The sequence below is a fragment of the Citrobacter sp. Cpo045 genome, assembly GCF_030332875.1.
GTDB lineage: Bacteria > Pseudomonadota > Gammaproteobacteria > Enterobacterales > Enterobacteriaceae > Citrobacter > Citrobacter portucalensis.
On sequence record NZ_JAOWGZ010000072.1, the window covers coordinates 116076 to 140774 of the forward strand.

General features: G+C 51.6%; 22 protein-coding genes. 12 read left to right on the forward strand and 10 right to left on the reverse strand.

Annotated elements, in window-relative coordinates; all coding sequences use genetic code 11:
* Positions 1 to 152 precede the first annotated feature (152 nt).
* Genes iaaA through gsiD form a run of 5 tightly spaced genes read left to right on the forward strand, consistent with a single transcriptional unit; the run spans position 153 to position 6424 of the window.
* Entirely contained in the window at positions 153 to 1118 is a 966-nt protein-coding gene (iaaA, locus tag OGY13_RS03235) for a beta-aspartyl-peptidase (protein ID WP_003836974.1), read from the forward strand.
* Positions 1105 to 2976 carry a glutathione ABC transporter ATP-binding protein GsiA gene (gene gsiA / locus OGY13_RS03240; RefSeq protein WP_057067350.1) on the forward strand — a complete coding sequence of 624 codons (1872 nt, stop codon included), beginning with the start codon at positions 1105 to 1107 and terminating at the stop codon, positions 2974 to 2976. The genes iaaA and gsiA overlap by 14 nt, the downstream gene beginning before the upstream one ends.
* A gap of 28 nt (positions 2977 to 3004) precedes the next feature.
* Positions 3005 to 4543: a glutathione ABC transporter substrate-binding protein GsiB gene (gene gsiB, locus OGY13_RS03245; protein ID WP_213752071.1), complete on the forward strand. Its 1539-nt coding sequence runs from the start codon at positions 3005 to 3007 to the stop codon at positions 4541 to 4543.
* Positions 4544 to 4589: 46 nt separating this feature from the next.
* A complete protein-coding gene (gene gsiC, locus OGY13_RS03250; RefSeq protein WP_213752070.1) occupies positions 4590 to 5510 on the forward strand; it encodes a glutathione ABC transporter permease GsiC in 921 nt (306 codons plus the stop codon).
* Positions 5511 to 5512: 2 nt separating this feature from the next.
* On the forward strand, positions 5513 to 6424 hold the full coding sequence (gene gsiD / locus OGY13_RS03255) for a glutathione ABC transporter permease GsiD (RefSeq protein WP_003831612.1): 912 nt from the start codon (positions 5513 to 5515) through the stop codon (positions 6422 to 6424).
* Between the two features lie 92 nt (positions 6425 to 6516).
* Here gsiD and rimO read toward each other — a convergent pair whose 3' ends face one another.
* Complete coding sequence (rimO, locus tag OGY13_RS03260) at positions 6517 to 7824, reverse strand: 30S ribosomal protein S12 methylthiotransferase RimO (protein WP_213752069.1); 1308 nt, start codon at positions 7822 to 7824, stop codon at positions 6517 to 6519.
* Positions 7825 to 8055: 231 nt separating this feature from the next.
* Between rimO and OGY13_RS03265 the strand changes: the two genes are divergently transcribed.
* A complete protein-coding gene (locus tag OGY13_RS03265) occupies positions 8056 to 8241 on the forward strand; it encodes a glycine cleavage system protein T (protein WP_239497869.1) in 186 nt (61 codons plus the stop codon).
* Positions 8242 to 8292: 51 nt separating this feature from the next.
* Positions 8293 to 10743 (forward strand): glycogen phosphorylase, encoded by a 2451-nt coding sequence (gene glgP, locus OGY13_RS03270; RefSeq protein ID WP_286637533.1) that lies wholly within the window; start codon positions 8293 to 8295, stop codon positions 10741 to 10743.
* A 32-nt stretch (positions 10744 to 10775) separates the two neighbouring features.
* Here the strand turns inward: glgP and OGY13_RS03275 are convergent, their stop codons facing one another.
* A complete protein-coding gene (locus OGY13_RS03275) occupies positions 10776 to 11702 on the reverse strand; it encodes a LysR family transcriptional regulator (RefSeq protein WP_008784228.1) in 927 nt (308 codons plus the stop codon).
* A gap of 220 nt (positions 11703 to 11922) precedes the next feature.
* Between OGY13_RS03275 and bssR the strand changes: the two genes are divergently transcribed.
* Both bssR and OGY13_RS03285 read left to right on the forward strand, forming a co-directional pair.
* Positions 11923 to 12306, forward strand: coding sequence for a biofilm formation regulator BssR (bssR, locus tag OGY13_RS03280; RefSeq protein WP_008784229.1), 384 nt, complete (start codon positions 11923 to 11925; stop codon positions 12304 to 12306).
* Positions 12307 to 12408: 102 nt separating this feature from the next.
* Complete coding sequence (locus OGY13_RS03285) at positions 12409 to 13506, forward strand: PQQ-dependent sugar dehydrogenase (RefSeq protein ID WP_213752067.1); 1098 nt, start codon at positions 12409 to 12411, stop codon at positions 13504 to 13506.
* 5 nt (positions 13507 to 13511) lie between these two features.
* On the opposite strand, the gene OGY13_RS03290 is transcribed toward OGY13_RS03285, so the two are convergent.
* Positions 13512 to 14138: a glutathione S-transferase family protein gene (locus tag OGY13_RS03290; protein ID WP_032942804.1), complete on the reverse strand. Its 627-nt coding sequence runs from the start codon at positions 14136 to 14138 to the stop codon at positions 13512 to 13514.
* Between the two features lie 328 nt (positions 14139 to 14466).
* On the opposite strand from OGY13_RS03290, the gene dacC reads away from it, so the two are divergent.
* On the forward strand, positions 14467 to 15669 hold the full coding sequence (gene dacC, locus OGY13_RS03295) for a serine-type D-Ala-D-Ala carboxypeptidase (RefSeq protein ID WP_020996521.1): 1203 nt from the start codon (positions 14467 to 14469) through the stop codon (positions 15667 to 15669).
* Between the two features lie 45 nt (positions 15670 to 15714).
* Here the strand turns inward: dacC and deoR are convergent, their stop codons facing one another.
* Both deoR and ybjG read right to left on the reverse strand, forming a co-directional pair.
* Positions 15715 to 16473: a DNA-binding transcriptional repressor DeoR gene (gene deoR / locus OGY13_RS03300; RefSeq protein ID WP_048214595.1), complete on the reverse strand. Its 759-nt coding sequence runs from the start codon at positions 16471 to 16473 to the stop codon at positions 15715 to 15717.
* Between the two features lie 64 nt (positions 16474 to 16537).
* Complete coding sequence (gene ybjG / locus OGY13_RS03305) at positions 16538 to 17146, reverse strand: undecaprenyl-diphosphate phosphatase (RefSeq protein ID WP_003831635.1); 609 nt, start codon at positions 17144 to 17146, stop codon at positions 16538 to 16540.
* Positions 17147 to 17443: 297 nt separating this feature from the next.
* On the opposite strand from ybjG, the gene OGY13_RS03310 reads away from it, so the two are divergent.
* Complete coding sequence (locus tag OGY13_RS03310; protein ID WP_008784235.1) at positions 17444 to 18676, forward strand: MFS transporter; 1233 nt, start codon at positions 17444 to 17446, stop codon at positions 18674 to 18676.
* A gap of 216 nt (positions 18677 to 18892) precedes the next feature.
* Here the strand turns inward: OGY13_RS03310 and OGY13_RS03315 are convergent, their stop codons facing one another.
* The 3 genes from OGY13_RS03315 to OGY13_RS03325 all read right to left on the reverse strand — a co-directional run bounded on the left by OGY13_RS03315 (position 18893) and on the right by OGY13_RS03325 (position 21305).
* Complete coding sequence (locus OGY13_RS03315) at positions 18893 to 19174, reverse strand: hypothetical protein (RefSeq protein WP_003831642.1); 282 nt, start codon at positions 19172 to 19174, stop codon at positions 18893 to 18895.
* 107 nt (positions 19175 to 19281) lie between these two features.
* Positions 19282 to 20097 (reverse strand): Cof-type HAD-IIB family hydrolase, encoded by an 816-nt coding sequence (locus OGY13_RS03320; protein WP_071445053.1) that lies wholly within the window; start codon positions 20095 to 20097, stop codon positions 19282 to 19284.
* Positions 20097 to 21305, reverse strand: a complete 1209-nt coding sequence (locus OGY13_RS03325; RefSeq protein WP_008784238.1) for an MFS transporter — start codon at positions 21303 to 21305, stop codon at positions 20097 to 20099. The genes OGY13_RS03320 and OGY13_RS03325 overlap by 1 nt, the downstream gene beginning before the upstream one ends.
* 85 nt (positions 21306 to 21390) lie before the next feature.
* Here OGY13_RS03325 and OGY13_RS03330 point away from each other — a divergent pair, with 85 nt between their 5' ends.
* Positions 21391 to 21951: a TetR/AcrR family transcriptional regulator gene (locus tag OGY13_RS03330; RefSeq protein ID WP_003831648.1), complete on the forward strand. Its 561-nt coding sequence runs from the start codon at positions 21391 to 21393 to the stop codon at positions 21949 to 21951.
* Here the strand turns inward: OGY13_RS03330 and OGY13_RS03335 are convergent.
* Positions 21938 to 22735 (reverse strand): SDR family NAD(P)-dependent oxidoreductase, encoded by a 798-nt coding sequence (locus tag OGY13_RS03335; RefSeq protein WP_213752066.1) that lies wholly within the window; start codon positions 22733 to 22735, stop codon positions 21938 to 21940. The two genes, OGY13_RS03330 and OGY13_RS03335, sit on opposite strands and share 14 nt — an antisense overlap.
* A gap of 270 nt (positions 22736 to 23005) precedes the next feature.
* The gene (locus OGY13_RS03340) at positions 23006 to 24691 is read right to left on the reverse strand and encodes an aspartate:alanine antiporter (RefSeq protein ID WP_003831652.1); all 1686 of its coding nucleotides are present in this window, start codon (positions 24689 to 24691) and stop codon (positions 23006 to 23008) included.
* Positions 24692 to 24699: the final 8 nt, after the last annotated feature.

Consider the following 24699-nt stretch of genomic DNA (forward strand, 5'->3'; position numbering starts at 1 on the left):
TCATCTAAATAACCTGATGGGATGGGGCGTGAGGTACGGGCCTTTACCTTTACATGACGTCTGCATCTTTCTATATTCAAAAATCGAATCAATAAGTCACAGAAATTCTGATATTTATAACCCCGGTACCTGCCACCTAATGGACGAAAAAAATGGGTAAAGCAGTCATTGCAATTCACGGCGGCGCAGGGGCTATCACCCGTTCGCAGCTGAGCCAGGAGCAAGAGTTGCGTTATATACAGGCGCTGTCGGATATCGTTGAAACCGGCCAGCGGATGCTTGAAGACGGTCGTAGCGCACTGGATGTGGTGACCGAAGCCGTGCGCTTACTGGAAGAGTGTCCGTTGTTTAATGCCGGAATTGGCGCGGTGTATACCCGTGATGAAACCCATGAATTGGATGCCTGCGTGATGGACGGTAACACGCTTAATGCGGGAGCCGTCGCCGGAGTCAGCCATTTACGCAATCCGATTCTCGCGGCGCGCCTGGTAATGGAACACAGCCCACACGTCATGATGATAGGTGAAGGGGCTGAAAACTTTGCCATTGCGCAGGGTATGGAGCGCGTATCAGCGGATATTTTCTCGACGCCAGAACGCTACGCTCAACTACTGGCGGCGCGAACAGCGGGTGAAACGGTGCTGGACCATAGCGCGAGCCCGCTGGATGAAAACAACAAAATGGGTACCGTGGGGGCGGTCGCGTTAGATATGTTTGGCAATCTGGCGGCCGCAACATCGACCGGGGGAATGACCAACAAATTACCTGGGCGGGTGGGTGACAGTCCGTTGGTCGGCGCAGGCTGTTATGCCAATAACGCAAGTGTGGCAGTCTCCTGCACCGGAACCGGGGAAGTCTTTATTCGTGCGCTGGCGGCCTATGACATTGCGGCGTTGATGGACTATGGCGGCCTGAGTTTATCCGAAGCGTGTGAACGCGTCGTGATGGAAAAATTACCGGCGCTTGGCGGCAGTGGCGGTTTAATTGCTATCGATCATGAGGGCAATGTCGCCTTGCCGTTTAATAGCGAAGGCATGTACCGCGCCTGGGGATATGCAGGCGATACGCCAACCACCGGTATTTATCGGGAAAAAGGAGATAGCGTTGCCACACAGTGATGAGCTTGATGCCAGCGACGTGCTGGCAGTCAGCAATCTGAATATTGCCTTTGAACAGGAGCAGCAGCGTGTCAGCGCAGTGCGTAATCTGTCATTTCGCCTGAAGCGTGGCGAAACGCTGGCGATTGTTGGTGAGTCCGGTTCAGGAAAGTCGGTAACGGCCTTGTCGCTGATGCATCTGATTGAACAAGCAGGCGGCGAGGTAAGCTGCGATGAAATGCTGCTGCGACGCCGCAACCGGCAGGTTATTGAGCTGGGTGAACAGAGCGCATCACAAATGCGTCACGTGCGCGGTGCGGATATCGCGATGATCTTCCAGGAGCCTATGACATCGCTCAATCCGGTGTTTACCGTGGGCGAGCAAATTGCTGAGTCTATACGCTTGCACCAGGGCGCCAGCCATGAAGAGGCGATGGTAGAAGCGAAGCGGATGCTCGATCAGGTGCGTATCCCCGAGGCGAAGGCGATTTTATCGCGTTATCCACACCAGCTTTCCGGCGGTATGCGCCAGCGGGTGATGATCGCCATGGCACTGTCGTGTCGCCCTGCGGTTTTAATTGCCGATGAGCCGACGACCGCGTTAGATGTCACCATTCAGGCGCAGATCCTGCAACTGATAAAAGTGTTGCAGCAGGATATGTCGATGGGAGTGATCTTCATTACCCACGATATGGGCGTTGTGGCGGATATTGCTGACCGCGTGCTGGTGATGTATCAGGGCGAGGCGGTAGAAACCGGCAGCGTTGAACAAATTTTTCACGCTCCCCAGCATCCCTATACCAAAGCGCTGTTGGCAGCCGTGCCGCAGCTTGGGGCGATGAACGGGCATGAGCTTCCGCGCCGTTTCCCGCTCATTTCATTGCACGATCCCAGTCATGTAGAACCGCAGACCGAGCAGGACACCGTGGTTGAAGGCGAGCCTATTCTGCGGGTACGTAATTTGGTGACGCGTTTTCCTCTGCGCAGCGGCATTCTAAATCGCGTGACTCGCGAGGTGCATGCAGTGGAAAACGTCAGCTTTGACCTGTGGCCGGGAGAAACGCTCTCACTGGTGGGGGAGTCGGGCTGCGGGAAATCCACCACCGGGCGGGCGCTGCTGCGCCTGGTTGAGTCTCAGCGTGGGGAAATCATTTTCAACGGACAGCGTATTGATACCCTTGCTGCCAGCAAGTTGCAGCCGCTGCGTCGGGATATTCAGTTTATCTTCCAGGATCCGTATGCTTCGCTCGATCCGCGCCAGACCGTGGGATATTCCATTCTGGAGCCGCTACGGGTACATGGGTTATTGCAGGGCGATGCGGGGTCAAAACGGGTTGCATGGTTGTTGGAACGTGTAGGCTTGCTACCTGAGCATGCCTGGCGCTATCCGCACGAGTTTTCCGGCGGTCAGCGTCAGCGTATCTGTATTGCACGGGCATTGGCGCTCAATCCCAAAGTGATTATTGCCGATGAATCTGTCTCGGCGCTGGATGTTTCAATTCGTGGGCAAATCATCAACCTGATGCTCGACCTGCAGCGAGAATTGGGTATCGCATACCTGTTTATTTCCCACGATATGGCGGTGGTGGAACGGATCAGTCACCGTGTGGCGGTGATGTATCTTGGGCAGATCGTTGAGATAGGCACCCGGCGGGCGGTGTTTGAAAATCCGCAACATCCGTACACTCGCAAGCTGATGGCGGCGGTTCCGGTCGCCGATCCATCCCATCACCGTCCCCAGCGCGTGCTGTTGTCGGACGATATCCCCAGCAATATTCGTAAACGTGGCGAAGAGATTTCCCCCGTATCACTCCAGTTAGTTGGTCCGGGGCATTATGTTGCGCGTCCGCTACCAGAAAATGCGCTTTCGCGTTTATAACAGGCAGGCAGGGTTTAAGGAGAATAACATGACAAAAATTGTTGCTCGAAAATGGCTGGTTGCTGTGGGAGTGGTCTCTGCACTGGCCGCATCGCCTGGCTGGGCCGCCAAAGATGTGGTGGTAGCCGTGGGGTCCAATTTCACGACGCTCGACCCCTATGACGCGAATGACACGTTGTCACAGGCGGTAGCGAAGTCGTTTTATCAGGGGTTGTTTGGCCTTGATAAAGAGATGAAACTGAAAAATGTGCTCGCGGAGAGTTATACGGTTTCTGATGATGGGCTGACCTATACCCTTAAGCTGCGCCAGGGGGTGAAGTTTCAGGATGGAACCGACTTCAATGCCGATGCGGTAAAAGCTAACCTCGATCGGGCCAGTAACCCGGAAAACCATCTGAAACGTTACAACCTGTATAAGAATATCGATAAAACCGAAGTCGTCGATCCGTCGACGGTGAAGATTACGCTGAAACAGCCGTTCTCTGCCTTTATCAATATTCTGGCGCACCCGGCAACGGCGATGATTTCTCCCGCCGCGCTGGAGAAATACGGTAAGGAGATCGGTTTCCATCCTGTGGGGACCGGGCCGTACCAGCTTGATACCTGGAATCAGACGGATTTTGTGAAGGTTAAGAAGTTCGCGGGCTACTGGCAGCAAGGGCTGCCAAAGCTGGATACGATTACCTGGCGTCCGGTGACCGACAACAACACGCGTGCGGCCATGCTGCAAACTGGGGAAGCGCAGTTTGCCTTCCCGATCCCATACGAGCAGGCGTCGCTGTTGGCGAAGAACAAAAACCTGGAACTGGTGGCCAGTCCGTCTATTATGCAGCGTTATATCAGCATGAACGTCACGCAAAAACCGTTCGACAACCCAAAAGTGCGTGAGGCGCTGAATTATGCCATCAACCGCCAGGCGTTGGTGAAAGTGGCTTTTGCTGGTTACGCGACGCCGGCAACCGGCGTTCTCCCCCCGTCGATAGCCTATGCGCAAAGCTATACGCCGTGGCCCTACGACCCGGCGAAAGCGCGCGAACTGCTGAAAGAAGCAGGTTATCCGAACGGTTTTACCACTACGCTATGGTCTTCGCATAACCACAGTACCGCGCAGAAAGTGCTGCAATTTACCCAGCAGCAGCTGACGCAGGTGGGCATTAAGGCTCAGGTAACAGCGATGGATGCCGGTCAGCGCGCCGCGGAAGTTGAAGGTAAAGCGCAGAAAGAGAGTGGGGTACGGATGTTCTACACCGGCTGGTCGGCGTCTACGGGTGAAGCTGACTGGGCGCTGTCACCGCTGTTTGCATCACAAAACTGGCCGCCAACTCTGTTTAACACGGCGTTCTACAGCAATAAGCAGGTGGACAGTGATTTAGCGGCAGCGTTGCAAACTAACGATCCGGCGCAGAAAGCGAAGCTGTACAAAGACGCGCAGGATATTATCTGGAAAGAGTCGCCGTGGATCCCGCTGGTGGTGGAAAAACTGATTTCGGCGCACAGTACCCGGTTGACCGGGTTCTGGATTATGCCGGATACCGGATTTAGTTTTGATGATGCGGATTTAAAATAAGCTATGCATTCGGCCCCGCAGCCCAGGGGCCGACGAAGGGAGCCTGATGCTTAACTATGTTTTCAAGCGCCTGCTGGGGTTGATTCCAACTCTGTTGATTGTTGCGGTGCTGGTATTTTTATTTGTTCACCTGCTACCCGGCGATCCGGCCCGGCTGATTGCCGGACCGGAAGCTGACGCCGAGGTTATTGAACTGGTGCGCAAGCAGCTGGGTCTGGACCAGCCGCTGCATGTTCAGTTCTGGCATTACATGACTAACGTGTTGCAAGGCGATTTTGGCACCTCGATGGTTTCTCGTCGCCCGGTATCTGAAGAGATAGCCAGTCGTTTTATGCCATCACTATGGCTGACTATTGTCAGTATGGCGTGGGCGGTATTGTTTGGTATGACGGCGGGGATCATTGCTGCCGTATGGCGAAATCGCTGGCCGGATAGATTAAGCATGACGCTGGCGGTCACCGGGATCTCGTTCCCGGCGTTTGCGCTTGGCATGCTGCTGATGCAGATATTCTCCGTTGAACTCGGTTGGTTGCCTACCGTGGGCGCAGACACCTGGCTTCACTACATCCTCCCGTCTATTACGCTGGGCGCGGCGGTGGCTGCGGTGTTAGCCCGATTTACTCGCGCCTCGTTTGTTGATGTGCTTAGCGAAGATTATATGCGCACCGCGCGGGCTAAAGGGGTGAGTGAAACCTGGGTGGTGTTAAAACATGGTCTGCGTAATGCGATGATCCCGGTGGTCACCATGATGGGACTACAGTTTGGCTTTTTGCTTGGTGGATCAATCGTGGTTGAGAAGGTGTTCAACTGGCCCGGGCTTGGGCGACTGTTGGTGGACTCCGTCGAAATGCGCGACTACCCGGTGATTCAGGCCGAGGTGCTGTTGTTTTCTCTGGAATTTATTCTTATTAACTTAGTGGTGGATGTGCTCTACGCTGCCATTAATCCGGCTATCAGGTACAAGTAAGGATGCGATTTTTTAACTGGCGCCGACAGGCGATTTTAAATGCGATGCCCCTTGTTAAGCCAGAGCAGATACGCACACCGTGGCATGAGTTCTGGCGTCGGTTCCGTCGACAGCACATGGCGATGGTCGCTGGGCTGTTTGTATTGCTCCTGATCATGGTAGCGATTTTTGCCCGCTGGCTGACGCCATTTGATGCCGAGAATTACTTCGATTATGACCGTTTGAATGATGGGCCGTCGATGCTGCACTGGTTTGGCGTTGACTCACTGGGACGGGATATCTTTAGCCGCGTGCTGGTTGGTGCGCAAATCTCGCTGGCGGCAGGAGTCTTTGCCGTATTTATTGGCGCGGCGATTGGTACGGTACTGGGGCTGCTGGCGGGATACTACGAAGGCTGGTGGGATCGACTGATCATGCGAATCTGCGATGTGCTGTTCGCCTTTCCGGGGATATTGCTGGCGATAGCCGTGGTTGCCGTGCTGGGCAGCGGTATTGCTAACGTGATCATTGCCGTAGCCATTTTCTCCATTCCAGCCTTCGCGCGCCTGGTGCGTGGGAATACGCTGGTGCTGAAGCAACAGACGTTTATTGAGTCTGCGCGCAGTATTGGTGCCAGCGATGCGACCATCATCTTCAACCATATTCTGCCTGGAACGGTCTCATCGATCGTGGTCTTTTTTACCATGCGAATTGGCACGTCGATCATCTCTGCCGCAAGCCTGTCATTTCTGGGATTAGGCGCACAGCCGCCGACGCCGGAGTGGGGGGCAATGCTTAATGAAGCGCGCGCTGATATGGTGATCGCGCCGCACGTGGCGATTTTCCCGGCGGTAGCGATATTCCTGACGGTGCTGGCGTTTAACTTACTGGGAGATGGTCTGCGCGACGCGCTGGACCCGAAGATAAAAGGATAAACCGTAGGCCTGATAAGACGCTTCAGCGTCGCCATCAGGCATTGCCGGATGCGGCATAAATGCCTTATCCGGCCTACGTTGGGTTACGCTAATTAAACGCGGGTGCCCCACAGATCGTATTCATCTGCGTTTTCGACCTTCACGCGGATGATATCGCCAGGTTTCACCTTGGTTTCACCATTCAGGTATACCGCGCCGTCGATTTCTGGAGCATCAGCCATGCTACGACCAATTGCGCCTTCTTCGTCAACTTCATCAACGATAACCAGAATCTCGCGGCCCACTTTCTCTTGCAAACGTTCAGTAGAGATCTGCTGCTGCAATTGCATAAAGCGGTTCCAGCGTTCTTCTTTCACCTCTTCCGGGATTTGATCCGGCAGGTCATTAGCGCCAGCGCCTTCTACCGGGCTGTATTTAAAGCAGCCCACGCGATCCAGACGCGCTTCCTTCAGGAAGTCGAGCAACATCTGGAAGTCTTCTTCCGTTTCACCCGGGAAACCAACAATGAAAGTGGATCGCAACGTCAGTTCAGGGCAGATTTCACGCCACTGCTTGATGCGCGCCAGCTGTCTGTCCACGGAGCCCGGGCGTTTCATCAGTTTAAGAATACGCGGGCTGGCATGCTGTAACGGGATGTCCAGATACGGCAGGATTTTCCCTTCCGCCATCAGCGGGATCACATCATCAACGTGCGGGTAGGGGTAGACGTAATGCAGTCGCGTCCAGATCCCCAGTTTTGATAACTGTTCGCACAGATCAACCATGCTGGTTTTGACCGGCTCGCCGTTATGGAAACCGGTACGATGCTTCACATCTACACCGTACGCTGAGGTATCCTGAGAAATTACCAGAATCTCTTTCACGCCCGCATCGACCAGACGCTTGGCTTCGCTAAGGACGTCGCCAATCGGACGGCTCACCAGATCGCCGCGCATGGATGGAATAATGCAGAACGTGCAGCGGTGGTTACAGCCCTCGGAAATCTTCAGATAGGCGTAATGGCGAGGAGTCAGCTTGACGCCCTGCTCAGGAACCAGACTCTGGAACGGGTTGTGTTTTGGTTTTGGCACATAGTGGTGAACGTGCTCCAGAACCTGTTCATAGCTATGCGGCCCGGTGATTTCCAGTACCTTCGGGTGGACTTCACGGATCTGATCGACTTTCGCGCCCAGACAGCCGGTGACGATCACCTTACCGTTCTCGTTCAGCGCTTCGCCAATTGCTTCCAGGGACTCCTGAACCGCACTGTCGATAAAGCCGCAGGTATTAACGATAACCATATCCGCGTCGTCGTAGCTTGGCACAACATCATAGCCTTCGGTACGAAGTTCGGTCAGGATGCGCTCAGAATCGACGAGGTTTTTCGGACAACCTAGTGATATAAAACCAATTTTTGCCATTTTCTTATACTGTACATTGCTCGTAATCGGGGGATTATACAGATGCCTTCACGGTACATCTATATCTGATCAGCATAAGACGGAGAGAATAAAGAGCGATACCTATAAAGAGTAGATCGGTTAGTGAAAGGTGTTTAGTGAGTCTAATTCCGGCTTTAAGTGCCGCTTCTTGGCTATAGACACTCATTATCGTAAATTTTATCTCGTCGAGCGTTACTAATGAGGTTAAATTTGAAAGATATTGTTTTGAAGTCGAAACTTGAAATGGCTAAAACTCTTTATGCTAATGGTGTGAGTTTATATTATATCTCACTTGCCACAGGCTTAAGTTGGCATGTATTAATGACAGAATTAACGTTTATCGCCAGTCATGAAAATATTCGACAAAAAGCTAACGCTCACGTACCCAAACTTTAAATAATTCACCTGTCTATTACCATCCTACAAAATTTGAAAGGTAACGTTAATATGTATATTTCGCCACTTCCGGTCGCCACGGACTCTGATGTTGATAAACTTAGAGATGATATTGCTAATAAACTTTTATTCACTATTGGCAAAGATCCCGCAATCGCCACGAAACGGGAGTGGCTTAATGCGACGTTATATGCGGTACGCGATCGGATGGTCGAGCGCTGGCACCGTTCTAATCGGGCGCAATTCTCTCAGGATGCGCGCCAGGTATATTATCTGTCGATGGAATTTTTAATTGGTCGTACGCTATCCAATGCATTGCTCTCTTTAGGTATTTATGACGAAGTCAGAAGCGCGCTGGAGGCAATGGGGCTTGAACTGGAAGAACTGATTGATGAAGAAAACGATCCCGGGTTAGGTAATGGTGGTCTCGGTCGTCTGGCGGCCTGCTTCCTTGATTCACTGGCAACGCTTGGGTTGCCGGGATGTGGATACGGTATTCGTTATAACTACGGTATGTTCAAACAAAATATCGTTAACGGTGTACAAAAAGAGTCGCTCGATTATTGGCTGGAATACGGTAATCCCTGGGAGTTCAAACGTCATAATACGCATTATAAAGTACGTTTTGGCGGGCGTGTTCAACAGGAAGGGAATAAAACCCGCTGGCTTGAAACCGAGGATATTCTGGCCGTGGCACATGATCAAATTATTCCAGGTTATGCGACGGACACGACTAATACGTTACGCTTGTGGAACGTGCAGGTGAATAGCGAAGTTAATGCGGGCAAACTGAATCAGCAGGCCGACTTTGCTACTGAAGTGGAAAACAAATACCACTTCGATCGTATCTCGCGGGTTTTGTACCCTGATGATTCCACCGATGCGGGGCGTGAATTGCGTTTACGCCAGGCCTATTTCCTGGCCTCAGCGACGATCCAGGATATTCTGAGTCGTCATTATCAGTTGCACAAAACATACGACAATCTGGCCGATAAAATTGCGATTCACCTTAATGATACGCATCCGGTACTGGCGATCCCTGAGTTGATGCGTTTATTGGTTGATCATCATCAGTTTAGCTGGGATAACGCGTTTGACGTGACCTGTCAGATTTTTTCTTATACCAACCATACGTTGATGAGTGAGGCGCTGGAGACCTGGCCAGTAGAAATGCTAAGTCGAATTTTGCCGCGCCATTTGCAGATTATTTTTGAGATTAACGATCGTTTTCTGAAGACATTACAGGAACGTTATCGTAATGACAGCGATCTACTGAAACGTGTGTCGTTAATTGATGAGTCCAATGGTCGTGTGGTGCGTATGGCCTGGCTGGCGGTAGTTGTCAGTCATAAGGTAAACGGCGTGTCGGCATTGCATTCAAAACTGATGACCGAATCACTGTTTGCAGACTTCGCGCGTATATTTCCCTTGCGTTTCACCAACGTAACCAATGGTGTGACTGCGCGTCGTTGGCTGGCGCTGGCGAATCCACCGCTTGCCAAAGTGCTGGACGAAAATATCGGTGACAGCTGGCGGACTAAATTAATGCAGTTGGGCGAGCTGAAGCAGTTTATAGATTATCCGTCGGTGAATGAGGCAGTGCATCGTGCGAAACGTGAAAATAAGCAGCGGCTGGCGCACCATATTGCCACCCACTACGGCGTGGTGGTGAATCCTGATGCGCTGTTTGATGTGCAGGTGAAACGCATCCACGAGTACAAGCGGCAACTCATGAATGTGCTCCACGTTATTACACGCTATAACCGGATTAAAGCCGCGCCGGATGCCAACTGGGTACCGCGAGTGAATATCTTTGCCGGAAAAGCAGCCTCCTCTTATCACATGGCAAAACAAATTATTCGCTTGATTAACGATGTGGCGCAGTTAGTCAATAACGATCCGCAGATTGGCGGCAAACTGAAAGTAGTATTTATTCCTGATTACAGCGTCAGTCTCGCTCAGCTAATTATTCCGGCAGCCGATCTGTCAGAGCAAATTTCCCTGGCCGGGACGGAAGCCTCCGGGACCAGCAATATGAAATTCGGTATGAATGGTGCGCTCACTATCGGTACGCTCGACGGTGCGAATATCGAAATGCGCGAATACGTTGGGGAAGATAACATCTTTATCTTTGGCAATACGGCTAATCAGGTTGAAACTCTGCGACGTGATGGCTATGACCCGAGGCACATCTTTGAAAAGGATGAGGAACTTCATCAGGTGCTGACGCAAATCGGTACAGGGGTGTTCAGTCCGCAGGAGCCAGGGCGTTATAGAGACGTGTTGGATTCATTGATTAACTTCGGCGACTACTATCAGGTATTGGCAGATTATCACAGCTATGTAGATTGTCAGGATGCGGTGGATGAGTTGTATCGTACTCCCCGGGAGTGGACGACAAAAACCATGCATAATATTGCTAACATGGGGTATTTCTCGTCGGACAGAACGGTTCAGGAATATGCCGACCATATCTGGCGCATAGCAAAAATACGCGTGTAGCCAGTATTTCTAACGCTCAGCCTCTCTGGTTTTCATAACAGGGAGGCTGTTTGCAAATCAGCCAGAATAGGTGAGAGGATTTTGTGGGTATTGCTTTCTTTGCGCGATGAGGCAAACACGCTAAATTGTGGCAAGGGAAACGGAGTGTTTATTTTTTTTAGTCCATACAGCTGAGCGTGTGTTTCAAATACCTTTTCCGGGATCACCCCTAAACAATGGGTATTGGACACAATCGTCAGAATCGCCGTAAACGATGAGGTAAGCAGGCAGCGTTCTCCGGTTCTGAATTTTTTATCCACAATACTGCGATGATAAATGATTTTCTCATTCTTAGTATTGTAACCGACCAGGTTAGCGTTTCTGAATTGCGCTTCACTGATGGTGTTACCATATAAAGAATTATTCTGCGAGGCCGCCAGTACCAGGCGCATATCGCATATTTTCTGGCATGAAAGACTTGCTGACTCTACGGCAAAGGTAGAAAAAACGGCATCTGCCTGACGCATATTCAGCAGTTCAATAATACTCTGTTCATTCAGGTCGGCGGTAAGGTGCAGGAGGCTGATATCGGCGTCAGTCTCGATTATTCTGGCGGTGACATCTGGAATAACGATAGGGGAAATAAAAGATTCCGTATAAAGCGTTAACCTTTTTTTGGTGGCAGGCGTGGAAAGCGGCATCAGCGTTGACAGCTTATCGATAATTGGGATTGTATTATCATACAGTTCATCAGAATAGACCGTCGGTAACAGGGCATTTCCGCTACGGACAAACAGATTATCCCCCATCATTTCGCGCAGTTTTCTTAATGACTGGCTGACGGCGGAAGGTGAGATGTTCAGCATGTCAGCGACTCTGGAAATGCTACCCACGCTATAGATCAAACAGAAAATGGTCAGCAGATTGAGATCTATTTTTGATAGTGTGCGTATCTTTTCTGCATCATTTGCTTTCGACATAGACCCCTCATCATCAACACCATGGCAGTAACCACATCAGGTATAGCAAAAAAAGTCAGGCGAGTCAGACACTGGGCGCTTTCGATAAGCGTACCGGATGAAGTTGTAACATTGTAAATTATGTTAATCAATTGGGCTTTATTGATGTAGGACATCTATTTGTTCAAAAAACAACCATACTATTAAGTTGCACCATAGTTGGAAAGAGGAGGAACAAAGTATGGTTGTTGACAGACTGAGAACCGATCTTCTCAACAAATTGATAAACGCCCGTATCGAACTTGCCGCTTATCTGCAGTTGAGAAAAGCGAAAGGCTACATGTCAGTTAGCGAGAGCGATCGCCTGCGTGATGTTTTTTTTGCACTGAATCGCGAATTGCACGAGCAATCACAGCTTCACGGTATGCATCTTGATCAGGAAGAGTGGAATGCCCTTCATCGTGCTGAAGGGGCGTTAGCCGCCGCCGCGGTTTGTCTTATGAGTGGACATCACGATTGTCCAACGTTTATCGCCGTTAACGCAGAGAAACTGGAAAACTGCCTGACAACGCTGACGCTAAGTATCCAGAGTTTGCAATCTTACCCAACGCTGGAACACGTCTGAATCAGGGGGAGGGCGCTCCCCCTTTTCGTCAAGATTATGTAAATGTAGCGGGATAATTCCCCTTGCTGGCTACGCTTTATGCAGAGCCATTAAGGAGGTGTTATGCGTCGACTCTTTCTCTGTGCTGTTCCACTTGCGCTATTTTCCACTTATGCCGCCGCGGTAAAAGTGGAAGTGCTGCAAACTAAACTCGATCACCCATGGTCACTGGCTTTTTTACCCGATAACCGCGGTATGCTCATTACGCTCAAAGGTGGACAGCTTCGACTCTGGCAGCCTGATAAAGGGCTTTCCGACCCGCTGACCGGCGTACCCAAAGTTTGGGCAAATGGTCAGGGAGGACTGCTTGATGTGGCGTTAGCACCGGATTTTGCACAATCTCGCCGGGTATGGCTAAGCTTCGCTGAAGCCGACCGCGAAGGCAAAGCGGGCACTGCGGTAGGCTACGGGCGATTGAGTGACGATCTCAAACATCTGCAAGGATTTCAGACCGTTTTTCGCCAACAGCCAAAGCTTTCCACCGGAAACCATTTTGGTGGACGTCTGGTATTTGATGGTAACGGTTATCTGTTTATTGGCCTGGGGGAGAATAATCAACGCGCTACCGCCCAGGACCTGGATAAATTGCAGGGTAAATTAGTCCGACTGACCGACGAGGGAAAAATTCCGCCGGATAATCCGTTTGTGAACATGGCAGGAGCGCGGGCAGAGATTTGGTCGTATGGCATCCGCAACCCGCAGGGTATGGCGATGAATCCGTGGAGTGATGTGTTGTGGCTCAATGAGCATGGTCCACGCGGAGGCGATGAAATCAATATCCCCGAGAAAGGGAAAAACTACGGCTGGCCTATCGCGACCTGGGGTGTTAACTACAGTGGTTTGAAAATTCCCGAAGCAAAAGGTCAAATTGTTGCTGGCACGGAACAACCCATCTTTTATTGGGAAAAGTCGCCGGCGGTTAGTGGAATGGCTTTTTACAATAGCGATACCTTCCCGCAGTGGCGGCAAAAGTTGTTCATCGGCGCGTTGAAAGATAAAGAAGTGATCGTGCTGAGCATTAAAGGGAATACGGTCACTGAGGATGGTCGTCTGTTGCAGGAAAGGGGGCAGCGGATCCGTGATGTGCGCGTCGGACCAGACGGTTATTTGTACGTGCTAACCGACGAGTCCGACGGGGAATTACTGAAAGTGAGTCCCTGATTTGGTTAGCTGACCGGGATCATCACGATTTTTTGAAACGCCGGGCGCTCGGTCAGTTGTTGATACCAGCGTTCCAGATGCGGGCGCGGGGTCCAGCTCAGACCAACGTTGAACAGGTTATAGATGAACGGTGCAACAGCGATATCCGCGGTGCCAAATTCAGCGCCGGAGAACCATGGCTGGTCTGCCAGCGCGTTATCCAGAATAGCAAACAGGTTCTCGCAAACTTGCTTACTTGCCTCAATGGCCGCCATATCGCGCTGATCGGCAGGTGTTCTGACCAGACCAAATAAGATAACCCGATGCGCAGGGCTTAGAGTCTGATTTGCCCAGTCCATCCATTTTTCACCGACTGCGCGCGCGGCCGGGGCGTCAATCCACAAACGTTTTTGTCCGTACTGAGCGGCCAGATAGCGGACAATGGTATTGGATTCCCAAAGAACAACGTCTGTTTCATCATCGCGTAGCAGCGGGACCAGTCCGTTCGGGTTCAGTGCCAGATAGTCGGCATCGCGGTTACCGCCATGCTGTCCGCCCGCCAGAATTTGGTTATACGGCAGTTCCAGTTCCTCGAGCGTCCACAATACTTTTTTTACGTTGGTCGAGTTATTGCGACCCCACAGTGTAATCATAGTAACCCCGCAAATTAATTGAGCAGCTTTATGGCTGCAGATGCCATCTGACTAGCTCACATGGTGGGGTAAACCTAATATTTACGCAACAAAGTCTAAAAAAATCGTGCCAGGAGCAGCGCACCGCGGCGTTATTGCATAAACTTTAAAAACTTTACCAACTTACGGTTTCTTTAAGCTCGTTAGTGCGTTATTACTCACCGCACTTATTTTACACGTCATCCATCAGACTTTTTCTGCATGGGTTGGTCGAGGTCGCTTGGCCGGTTTTGTGTAAACACGGTGTGGTATGACGTGGTTTTTTGGAATGGATACTCGGGTGGCATTTATGACGCAATACTTCTCTTCACTTCGCAGCTTTGCTGCAGGTTCTGCACTCTTAATCCTTTTGGCGCCGACCGTACAGGCGGCGGAGCAACCGACGGCCCCGCCGAGCGTGGACGCGCGCGCGTGGATTCTGATGGATTACGCCAGTGGTAAGGTGCTGGCGGAAGGTAATGCTGATGAGAAACTGGATCCTGCCAGTCTGACCAAAATCATGACCAGCTATGTGGTTGGGCAGGCGCTGAAGGCCGGAAAAATTAACCTCAACGACATGGTCACCGTGGGCAAAGACGCCTGGGCGACCGGTAATCCAGCCCTGCGCGGTTCGTCGGTCATGTTCCTCAAGCCCGGCGATCAGGTTGCGGTGTCCGATCTGAATAAAGGCGTTATCATTCAGTCAGGTAACGATGCCTGTATTGCACTCGCTGATTACGTTGCCGGTAGCCAGGAATCCTTTATTGGTCTGATGAACGGCTATGCGAAAAAACTGGGGCTGACCAACACGACTTTCCAGACGGTACACGGCCTAGATGCGGCAGGACAGTTCAGTACCGCACGTGATATGGCGTTGCTCGGGAAGGCGTTAATCCACGATGTGCCGGAAGAGTACGCTATTCACAAAGAGAAAGAATTTACCTTCAATAAAATCCGCCAGCCGAACCGCAACCGTCTGTTGTGGAGCACCAACCTGAACGTGGACGGTATGAAAACCGGGACCACTGCCGGGGCGGGATACAACCTGGTGGCCTCCGCGACCCAGGGCGATATGCGCCTGATCTCCGTGGTGCTGGGAGCAAAAACCGACCGCATTCGTTTCAATGAGTCAGAAAAACTGCTGACCTGGGGCTTCCGTTTCTTTGAAACCGTTACGCCGATCAAGCCGGATGCGACTTTCGTCACCCAGCGCGTCTGGTTTGGCGATAAGAGTGAAGTGAATTTGGGCGCCGGAGAAGGGGGTTCTGTGACCATTCCGCGTGGCCAGCTCAAAAACCTGAAGGCCAGCTTTACCCTGACTGAACCACAGCTAACTGCACCGCTGAAGAAAGGTCAGGTTGTGGGCACTATCGACTTCCAGTTGAACGGAAAATCCATTGAGCAGCGTCCGTTGATGGTGATGGAAGATGTGGAAGAGGGTGGTTTCTTTAGCCGCATGTGGGACTTTGTGATGATGAAATTCCACCAGTGGTTTGGTGGTTGGTTCTCTTAATCTTATTTATTGCCGGATGGCGCAATCGCCGTCCGGCAGTATCTGTTAGTACTTCAGCGTGATACGTTGTGCTTTAGCGTACTCAACAAACTCATCGTCAGGGCGGTTATCACTGATGATGGTATCAAAGCGTTTTAATTCCCCCATCCTCGCAGGTCGCACCTTGCCAAACTTGCTGTGATCGACCACCAAAACATGATGCTGCGCCATCGACATCGCCCAGTGCTTCACCGGCAGTTCTTCCAGATTAAAACAGGTCGCGCCTTTTTCGATGTGAACACCTGCTGCGGAATAAAAGGCGATATCCGGACAGAGGTTGTTCAGCGTTTCCTGGAAATCGAGCGGTTTAAAAATCGCGTTACTGGCATGGAATTCACCACCACACAGAATGACGCGGCACTGCGGTTTTTCCTGCAGCACCAGAAACGTATTCAACGAGTAGCAGATTGCGGTGAAGGGCAGTTCATTGTCGATCGCTTCAATGATCCACGGCGTGGTCGTACCGCAATCGAAAAAGATGGTCTGATGCGCCTGCACGAGACTCGCCGCCTGCTGGGCAGCGCGACGCTTTTCATCAACCAGACGGGATTTTTGATCGCTGATTAAATAGTGGTTAGCGCTGCGGGGTTCCAGAACAATATAGCCCCCGAGCAGCACGACGGGAGCATCATGATTATTCAGGTCGCGACGAATGGTCATCTCAGATACGCCCAGCAACGTCGCGGCTTCTTTGAGGTGTAATTTATCGCTGCGTTTCAGCGCCTGCAGTAATTGACCAATACGCTCGTCGCGTCGAGTTTCCATAATTCCCCTGGAGAATAGAATAAGTGCTCAGTTTCGCGCTTAATACTACTCTTTTTACCGCGGGTTAGTCACGTACCCAACCTTTACGGATGGGGAGAGCGAAGCAGGTGCGATAGCACGTCTGCAAGCCGAGGTACAAGGTTGTGCCGAACCGTTGCCAGATCATCTGGGCGCTCAGACAGCCGATCAACCCGGCCAGTAATCCACCCAGCATATCCAGCGGCCAGTGAACGCCAAGGTAAACACGTGACCAGGCAATCGCCACGGCGACAACCATCAGCAGAGCACCCGTCCACAAGCGATGCCAGAACAGGAAGGCCAGAGCAAAGGTAAAGATAACCGTACCGTGGTCGCTCGGGAAAGAGTCATCTGCCGCATGGTGCAGGAAGTTATAGCCGATGTGGTTAACGAACGGACGATCGTGGGGGAAAAGATGCCCCATCAGCCAAGAAATCGTCAGACCGACTACCAACGCAATGGCCATTTTGATGACCAACTGGCGCTGAAGCGTAACCTGACCACGAGGTCCCCAAAGCCAGAGCACAACGGCTAACAGCGGCACAATGCTGATCAGATCTTTGGCAATGAAAATGGCGAGCGAAATTGCCCATTGCGCAGAGTCGGGTGTTGCATTGATCAAGTAAAAAAGCGAATTGTTCAGATTTTCCAGCATAACGTCCAGACTCAGTGTAATCGTTAAAAAGACCCATTTGGGGAGAGCATAAAATTGCTTTCACGGGATAAAAAGCGGTCTTGTCTTATTTGCCTGTTAAATGACGATTTTTAAGACAATTAATGAGACTTATTGAGCATGATAGCGGTCTCAACTTAAATTAACCTTAAAGCAAAATGTTCTTGAGCAAATGAGTGTAAAAATGTGCGCATTTTGCTTTCAAATCACATAATTCACTATCACCAGTACGGCGCATTTATTACACTTTGCGCGATTTTTCTATAGTTAAGAGATTGCATGCAGAACCGTTTATCTTCAGGCGTCCGTTTGGGGCGTCAGGCATTACTTTTCCCGCTCTGTCTGGTGCTTTACGAATTCTCCACTTATATCGGCAACGATATGATCCAGCCCGGAATGTTGGCGGTGGTGGCGCAATATAACGCCGGATTAGATTGGGTACCTACGTCCATGACCGCCTATCTGGCAGGCGGCATGTTTTTGCAGTGGTTGTTAGGACCGCTGTCGGACCGTATTGGTCGTCGTCCGGTAATGTTAACCGGTGTGATCTGGTTCATCGTTACCTGCCTTGCAACCCTGCTTGCACAGAATATTGAGCAATTTACCTTCCTGCGTTTTTTACAGGGGATAAGCCTGTGCTTTATTGGTGCTGTGGGTTACGCCGCCATTCAGGAATCCTTTGAAGAAGCGGTCTGCATAAAAATTACCGCGCTGATGGCAAACGTGGCGCTGATTGCGCCACTGCTGGGTCCGTTGGTAGGCGCAGCCTGGGTACATGTTCTGCCGTGGGAAGGGATGTTTATCCTGTTTGCTGCTCTGGCGGCCATCTCCTTTTTTGGTCTGCAACGCGCGATGCCGGAAACGGCAACCCGGCTTGGTGAAAAGCTGTCCATTAAAGAGCTGGGCAAGGATTATAAGCTGGTGCTGAGGAACGTGCGCTTCGTTGCAGGCGCACTGGCGTTGGGTTTTGTCAGCCTGCCGTTACTGGCGTGGATTGCGCAGTCCCCGATTATTATCATCAGTGGTGAACATCTCAGCAGCTACGAATATGGTCTGTTGCAGGTGCCGATTTTTGGCGCGTTGATTGCTGGTAACCTGGTGCTGGCGCGTCTGACTTCGCGAAAAACCGTGCGTTCGCTCATTATCATGGGCGGCTGGCCAATCGCCGTTGGCCTGATTATTGCCGCTGCGGCCACGGTGGTGTCATCCCATGCATATCTATGGATGACGGCGGGTTTGAGCATCTATGCGTTTGGCATTGGCGTGGCGAATGCGGGGCTGGTACGCCTGACGCTGTTTGCCAGCGAAATGAGTAAGGGGACTGTTTCTGCCGCAATGGGTATGTTGCAGATGCTGATTTTTACCGTCGGTATTGAGTTGAGCAAACACGCGTATCTGCTGGGAGGGAACGGCTTGTTCAGCCTGTTCAATCTGGCAAGCGGCGTACTGTGGCTGATTCTGATGGTTATCTTCCTGAAAGATAAACGGGTAGGGAATTCCCGGGAAGGTTAAGGTCCGGATTTCCGCAATCCAGCGCAGATAAGCATAATGACGCCGATAAATTCATCATTATGTTGATAATAGAATCACGCTGTAGGCCGGATAAGCGAAGCGCCATTCGGCGGCCTGTAGCAAATTGCCGGATGGCGGCGTAAACGCCTTATCCGGCCTACCGCTCACCAAAGATCTTAACTGACCAGTATTACGGTTGTCCGGGCCTTACGAAACTTAGTGATGGTCGTCAATCTGATGTTCGATAACCATCCCTTCACCGACGCTTGCCACATGTCGCGCATAAGGATGTGCGCGATAGACAGGGGCCGGAGCAGGCGCTGGAGCAACATATACCGTTTGTGGTGCGGTAGTTACGCTGACCGCCTGCGGGACGCTGACGGAAGAGGGCACTACCACCACTTTATAACCGCTGGGGACATCAACGGTAACGCTCTGTGCAAATGTTGTCCCCGCAAAGCCCAGCAACAATGTCGCCATTAGTACACTTTTCTTCATGATCCGCTCGCCTGAAATATTCACTGGAAGTAATAATCCAGCGGGTTAATTTGAGGCGGATTATGAATAGATCATGCCATCATTTTGTTGCCGTCTGTGCTGAGCCGTTAATGCGTAAACGGTGCTTCATTCCTTAACACGCGGTCAATAATATCCAGAACGCCCTCTTCGTTGTTCGAGCCTGCGCGATATTTTGCCGCCTCGATCACCGGCTCATGGGCGTTGGCCATTGCAAAACTAAATCCCGCCTGACGCAGCATCTCAATATCATTTCCGCCATCGCCAAACACAACAACCTCGTCGTCGTTAATATTCCAGCGTTGTTGCAGCAGGCGCAGACCGTTAGCCTTATGCACGCCGGGTATTATTAAGTCGATGCTGCCGTAGCCGGTATGCACCGGTACCATAATATCGCCAATCGCCTCGTGGAGATCGGCCTGTACCTGTGGAATTCGGTCGTCGGAAATATTCAGCCCGAACTTGAAGAAAACGTCGTTAAGATTGTCAAAATTATCTACAAATTCGAGACGATGATAGTACATGGCGGAAACGTTCTTATGCTCATCGCTGTACTGTTTCAACGTATAGGCGCTGTTTTTACCACAGGCAATAATGTCGATATCGGCGCGGGTCAGCAGATGATCTACGATGGCATGGAAATCGTCTTTAGCCAGTTCGCCGTTAAAGACATCTTCTCCTTCACTGACCACCCAACCGCCGTTTTCGGCGACAAATGAGATCTCATTGGCCAGTTCGGGGAAAAAGGAAATCAACTGATAATATTGGTTGCCGCTGGCGACCACAAAGCGGATCCCTTGTTCTTTCATCTGGCGGTATTGCGCCATAAAGCGCTCACGGTTATAGGTTTTTTGGTCGCTTAAAAATGTGCCGTCCATGTCGACCGCAATTAATTTGATACTCATTAGCTGTTCTCCATCACCGTAGTATTTTTGAGATCCGGTTTCGCTACCGCTTTCGCGACGACGGCGGCGACAAGCACCAGCGCCAGCACCACTAACATAGCGCTGCGCAGGCCATAGTGTTCACCCAGATAGCCTAGCAGCGGCGGTCCAACAAGGAACGCCAGGTAACCGGTGGTCGCCACGACGCTGACGCGGGTTGGGGCATCGGGGCCGGTGTCGCTGGCGGCTGAAATGGTCAGCGGGAAGCCGAGCGATGCGCCGAGTCCCCACAGAATAACGGACACACCCGCCACCCAGGAGCTATCGACAAAAATAATCAGGCTAATCCCGAGAGCGCCCATCAGCGCACTGGCGCGCACCACCGCAACGCGGCTGTAACGGTCGATGAACCAGCCGCCGGTAAATCGCCCAACGGTCATACCCAGCGTGAAACCGGCATAAATCAGCGAGCCTGATGTCGGGCTAAATCCATGTCCGTCCACCATTAACAGTGGAAGCCAGTCGTTGGCGGAACCTTCAGCAAATGCCATCGCCAGCACTACAACGCCGATCAGCAATAGCTGGATATCACGATAAAAAGGCAGTCCTTTTTCACCGGAGTGAGAACCGTCAGCGGCATTTTTGCCCGTGCCGTCAGGAATAGCTTTGATGGCGATGAAAATAGGTGTGATAGCAACCATTGCAGCCAAAAGAATATGCGCGGTAGCCGGGACGCTGAAGGCGGTAAGCATCATTCCAACTCCAGCCCCTGCCAACGTTCCCAGGCTGTAAAAACCGTGCATCATCGGCAGCACGGTTTTGTTCATTTCGCGCTCAACTGCCGCACCTTCGACGTTGATGGCAACTTCTGCCGCGCCAAAGCTGGCGCCAAATACGCTCAGGCCAAACGCGAAAAGCCATGCGGAATGTAGCCAGAGCGCTACGCTGAGGATCGCCATTCCGAGAACGGCACAAGACATGGTGGTGCGGATCACCTTACGCGTGCCAAATCGTTTCACCAGCCAGGCCGAACAAAGTATGCCACTCATCGAACCAATAGAGAGCCCAAACAACACCGCACCCATTTCGGCAGTGGAGATGGAGAGGATATCTCTGATGGCAGGGGTACGCGTTGCCCAGGAGGCCATTAATAATCCTGGTAAAAAGAAGAACGTGAACAGCGCCCAGGTGCGACGTCTTAAGGCTTTGCGTGATGAGATGCCAGTCATGAATTCGAGCCAAAGAAAAGAGGGAAGGAGACAACATTAGCAAGACTGTGTACATTTGTACACAAATGCAAGAAGAGGAAATGTAGTGCGACGTGCAAACGATCCGCAGCGGCGGGAAAAAATAGTTCAGGCGACTCTGGATGCAGTAATAGCCCATGGTATTCATGGGGTTACACACCGTAAAATCGCTATGATTGCCGAGGTACCACTGGGTTCTATGACCTATTACTTTTCGGGAATCGATGAGCTTTTGATGGAGGCATTTGGCCGTTTTACTGACAGGATGATGCTGCAGTATCAGGACTTTTTTGCCGATGTTAAGGATGCGTCGCAGGCTTGCCATGCCATTACCGATATGATTTACGGCTCTCAGGTCACAACGCCTGATAATATGGAGCTCATGTATCAGCTGTATGCTTTTGCCAGCCGTAAACCAGCGTTGAAAACGGTGATGCAGAACTGGATGCTACGCAGCCAACAAACGCTGGAGCAGTGGTTTGACCCGGTTACGGCGCGGGCGCTGGATGCGTTTATTGAAGGAATGACGCTGCATTTTGTCACGGACAAAAAACCGCTGCAGCGAGAAGATATCTTGCTGATGGTGGAGCGTATTGCAGGGATACCCGCGACAGTCAGCTGTGCGTAGCGCCTCCGGTAATATTCACCACCGTCGCGGTCATGGCGCTGGCATGGTCTGAAGCAAGAAAGGTCATGACCTCAGCGATTTGTGCAAGCGTAGGCAGGCGCGCGAGCATGGTACTTTGCGCCGCCCCCCCTAACCATTGATCGACGGTTAAACCCATTGACTGTGCTTTGGCGGAGAAAATTTCTCCGGTATAGGAGCCAGCTGCAACAGCATCCACAATCGCATGCGAGCGCACGCCGACGACCCGGATATTTGCCGGTCCTACCTCGCTGGCGAACGCTTTAATAAAAGCCTCTGTTCCTGCACAACCAACAATATGACCCAGATGACCAGGCATCGCCATCGGGGCCGCGGGGGCAACAACGCTGAGAATGACGCCCGCACGATTGCCGCCCATGTGCGGCGTTATGGCTTTAGCGATATTGAACTGCGCCGAGAGGAAAGGGGTTATACCGCTCATAAACTCAGAGAGGGATAATGCGTCAAGGCGTTTGCCCTGTTCGTGCATAAATCCCGTTGCGTTAACCACCACATCTATTCCACCAGTTTGCTGCGCAAGGCGGGTAACTTCCTTCGATGCGTTGTGCTCGTCGAGTACATCGGTGATAAAGGTTTCGACTGTACCACCTGCCGTTCGGATAATACTGGCCGTCCGATCAAGTTTTTCCTGGCTGCGAGCGCCCAGACATATATGGGCTCCTTCGCGCGCCATGGCCTGCGCAACCGCACTACCAATAGCCCCGCTGCCACCAAAAATTACTGCGACTTTGCCAGTAAGCAACATGACTAACCCCCATCCCCGATAAAGCACCGTTTTAAAGTATGTGCCATAACCGGCATGCTGCAAATTTGGGAGGAGTTTCAGAGGTGGAAGGCGATGAGCGCAAATTTCAGGCAACAAAAAACCCATCAACCTTGAACCAAAACGGCGGGGTTGATGGGCTCCACAAATTGGGGACATCAAAGAAAAGCAGTGGCAATAGTTATGACTGACGCCTTGAAGAAAAGTTCTGCTTACCTGCAAAATTTTTTCAATTAAGGGAAAATTTCAGTGCTAACCAAGGCCAGGCCAGACAATGACGATGAGTGTCCCCGCTAATGTCAGCAGAACGTTGGCAATCGCGTAGGTCCCCGCATAGCCTAACGCAGGGATGTTGCTGCGTGCGGTGTCGCTGATGATTTCCATTGCCGGAGCACAGGTACGTGCGCCCATCATGGCACCAAACAGCAGGGCACGGTTCATGCGCAATACGTAAGCACCAAACAAGAAACAGATGACAACCGGAACTAGGCTGACTACCAGACCGGCAATCAACATTTGACCGCCGACGGCACCCAGGCCATTACCAATGCCACTGCCTGCGCTTAAACCGACGCCTGCCATGAATACCATCAGGCCAAACTCTTTCACCATATTCAGCGCACCCTGTGGGATATAGCCAAATGTGGGGTGGTTGGCTCGCAGGAAGCCCAGCATGATCCCGGCGAACAGCAGTCCAGCCGCATTCCCGATGCCGAAGCTGAAATTACTGAACTGGAAGGTGATCATCCCGATCATCAGACCGATGATAAAGAAGGCGCAGAAGGCCAGCAGATCGGTCACCTGACTGTGAATTGAAATAAAGCCGATACGATCGGCAATGGTTTTCACGCGACGAGCATCACCGCTGACCTGCAACACATCACCTTTATTGAGTACGACGTTGTCATCAATAGGCATTTCAATCTGGCTACGGATCACGCGGTTCAGGAAACAACCATGGTCGGTTAGTTTCAACTGGGCCAGGCGACGACCAACGGCATTGTGGTTTTTCACCACAATTTCTTCAGTGACGATGCGCATATCGAGCAGATCGCGATCGAACACCTCTTTACCGTTACGGAAGCTGGGATCGAGGCGAGCATGGGCGTCCGGATAACCCACCAGGGCTATCTCATCGCCCATTTGCAACACCGCATCACCATCCGGGTTGGCCAGAATGCCGTTGCGGCGGATGCGTTCAATGTAACAACCAGTCTGGCGATAAATACCCAGTTCGCGCAGATTTTTACCATCGGCCCATGCCACCAGCTCAGGGCCAACGCGATAGGCGCGGATCACCGGGAGGTACACTTTACGATTAGCGTCGGTGTCCAGACCTCGTTCACGCGCGATTTGTTGGGCGCTGGTTTGCAGGTCCTGATGCTGGAGTTTCGGCAAATAGCGCGCACCAACAATCAGGCTGACCAGACCAATCAAATAGGTGAGGGCGTAACCCAGGCTCAGGTTATCGAGAGCGCTTGAAAGTTGTGTCCCTGTCATTCCTGAATGGCGCAAGGTATCACCCGCGCCGACCAGCACCGGCGTTGAGGTCATCGAGCCAGCCAGCATACCCGCCGTCAGGCCGATATCCCAGCCAAATAGCTTACCCAGCCCCAGCGCGATCAGCATTGCGCTACCGACCATCACCAGGGCAAGCATTAGATAATTTTTCCCATCGCGAAAAAAAATCGAAAAAAAGTTGGGACCGGCTTCGACGCCGACGCAAAAAATAAACAGCATAAAGCCGAGATTTAATGCATCGGTGTTAATACTAAAGTGCTGCTGACCTAATAATAGGGAGACCACTAAAACGCCAATGGAATTACCGAGTTGGACTGAACCCAGACGTAATTTGCCCAGACACAGGCCCAGAGCCAGGACCACAAATAATAACAGGATGTAATTCCCATTTAACAAATCTGCGACGTTTATATTCACGGAGACTA